Source organism: Curtobacterium sp. B8, from assembly GCF_000333315.1.
Taxonomy (GTDB): Bacteria; Actinomycetota; Actinomycetes; order Actinomycetales; family Microbacteriaceae; genus Curtobacterium; species Curtobacterium luteum.
The window spans coordinates 1-2,729 of the sequence record NZ_BACW01000149.1; the positions used below are offsets into that span (position 1 = coordinate 1).

The 2,729-nt window shown below is 68.3% G+C and carries 2 protein-coding genes; both read right to left on the reverse strand.

What is annotated here, in order from left to right; translation table 11 throughout:
- A partial coding sequence (locus I59_RS03735; protein ID WP_022902723.1) for a GIY-YIG nuclease family protein occupies positions 1–777 on the reverse strand: 777 nt, incomplete at its 3' end.
- Positions 778–2,729, reverse strand: a 1,952-nt coding sequence (gene uvrA / locus I59_RS03740; protein ID WP_022902724.1) for an excinuclease ABC subunit UvrA, incomplete at its 5' end; no start/stop codon positions are given. It abuts the gene before it with no gap.

Consider the following 2,729-nt stretch of genomic DNA (forward strand, 5'->3'; position numbering starts at 1 on the left):
CAGGTCGAGGTCGACGCTGTCACGCAGCACGACCGCGCTCTTCTCGAGCACCGCCTCGAGCGCCTCGACCTGGTCGCGGTACTTCGCCGCCTGCTCGTACTGCATCGCGTCGGCCGAGGCGCCCATCCGCTGCCGGAGGTGCGTGATGACCCGACGGTCGTAGCTCGACATGAAGCGCACGAACTCCTCGACGAGCGCGCGGTGCTCCTCGATCGTGACCTTCTGCGAGCAGGGCCCGCCGCACTTGCCGATCTGCCCCGGGAAGCACGGCTTCCCGGTCTGCATCGCGCGCTTGTACGAGGAGTCCGAGCACGTGCGGATCGGGAACACCTTGATCATCAGGTCGATCGTGTCGTGGACGGCCCAGATCTTCGGGTACGGACCGAAGTACTTCGCACCCTTGATCCGCCGGTTCCGCGTCACCATCACCCGCGGGGCTTCGTCACCCAGGGTGATCGCCATGTACGGGTAGGACTTGTCGTCACGGAACTTGACGTTGAACGGCGGGTCGAACTCCTTGATCCAGGTGTACTCGAGCTGCAGCGCCTCGATCTCGGAGCCGACGGTCGTCCACTCGACGCTCCGTGCCGTGAGGACCATCCGCCGGGTGCGCTCGTGGAGCGTCGGCAGCGGCGCGAAGTAGTTGCTCAGGCGTGCGCGGAGGTTCTTGGCCTTGCCGACGTACAGCACCCGGCCGTTCTCGTCGCGCCACCGGTAGACGCCCGGGTCGGTCGGGATCTCCCCCGCCTTCGGCCGCCACGGAACGGTGTCCGCCACCTACCGAGCACCCGCCTTCTGCTTTCGTGCCGACTTCGCCCCGGCCCGCGCCGACGCACTCGCCGTGCGGGCGCCCACGGCCTGCTCCTTGCCAACGCGGGCGTCTTGCGCGTCGAAGATCTCGCGCAAGAAGACACCGGTGTGGCTCTCCGGCACGTCGGCCACGTGCTCGGGCGTCCCGGTGGCGAGGACGGTCCCGCCACCCGCGCCGCCTTCGGGCCCCATGTCGATGAGCCAGTCCGCCGACTTGATGACGTCGAGGTTGTGCTCGATCGTGATGACCGTGTTGCCCTTGTCGACCAGGCTCTGCAGGACGAGCAGGAGCTTCCGGACGTCCTCGAAGTGCAGCCCCGTCGTCGGCTCGTCGAGCACGTAGACGGTGCGCCCGGTGGAACGACGCTGCAGCTCCGTCGCGAGCTTGACGCGCTGCGCCTCGCCGCCGGACAGGGTCGTCGCGCTCTGGCCGAGCCGGACGTACCCGAGGCCGACGTCGACGAGGGTCTTCATGTAGCGGTGGATCGCGGAGATCGGCTCGAAGAACTCCGCCGCCTCGCTGATGGGCATGTCGAGGACCTCGGAGATGTCCTTGCCCTTGTAGTGGACCTGGAGGGTCTCGCGGTTGTACCGGGCACCGCCGCAGACCTCGCACGCCACGTACACGTCGGGCAGGAAGTTCATCTCGATCTTGATCGTGCCGTCGCCCGAGCAGTTCTCGCAGCGACCGCCCTTGACGTTGAAGCTGAAGCGGCCGGGCTGGTACCCGCGGGCCTTGGCCTCGGGCGTCTCGGCGAACAGCTGCCGGATCCGGTCGAACACACCCGTGTAGGTCGCCGGGTTCGAGCGCGGCGTCCGGCCGATCGGTGCCTGGTCGACGTGCACGACCTTGTCGAGCTGGTCGAGGCCCTTGACGCGCGTGTGCTTGCCGGCGATGTGCCGGGCGCCGTTGAGCTGGTTCGCCATGACCTTGTAGAGGATGTCGTTGACCAGCGTCGACTTGCCGGAGCCGCTCACACCGGTCACCGCCGTGAACACCCCGAGCGGGAAGTCCACGTCGATCTCCTGCAGGTTGTTCGCCCGGGCGCCCTGCACGCTGACGACGCGCTTCGGGTTGACCTTCCGGCGCTCGGCCGGGACCTCGATCGCACGCCGGCCGGCGAGGTAGTCCCCGGTGACGGACTCGCGGTTCGCGATGATGCCCTCGTACGAGCCCGAGTGCACGACCTTGCCGCCGTTGACGCCGGCGCCCGGGCCGATGTCGACGACCCAGTCCGCGGTGCGGATGGTGTCCTCGTCGTGCTCGACGACGATGAGCGTGTTGCCGAGGTTCTTCAGCTTGACGAGGGTGTCGATCAACCGACGGTTGTCGCGCTGGTGCAGCCCGATGCTCGGCTCGTCGAGGACGTAGAGCACGCCGGTCAGACCCGACCCGATCTGCGTCGCGAGCCGGATGCGCTGGGCTTCACCGCCCGACAGGCCGCCGGCGCCGCGCGCCATCGTGAGGTAGTTCAACCCGACCTCGAGCAGGAACTCGAGCCGTGCGCGGATCTCACGGAGGACAGCGGCGGCGATGTGCGCTTCGCGGGTGGTGAGCGTGAGGTGCTCCATGAACGCGTACGCGTCGTCGAGGGACATGTCGGTGACGTCGGCGATGCTGCGCCCGTCGACCGTCACGGCGAGCACCTCGGGCTTGAGGCGCGTCCCGTCGCACACCGGGCAGGGGACCTCGCGCAGGTAGCCCTGGAAGCGCTGGCGCTGCGAGTCCGACTCGGCTTCGGCGAACTTGCGCTCGATGTAGGGCATGACGCCCTCGAACCCGCTCGTGTAGCGCATCTCACGCCCGAAGCGGTTGCGCCAGGAGACCGACACCTGGAAGTCCTTGCCGGTGAGGATCGCCGCCTGGACATTCGGGTCGAGCTGGTTCCACGGGGTGTCGAGCGGAACCCGAGTCCTCC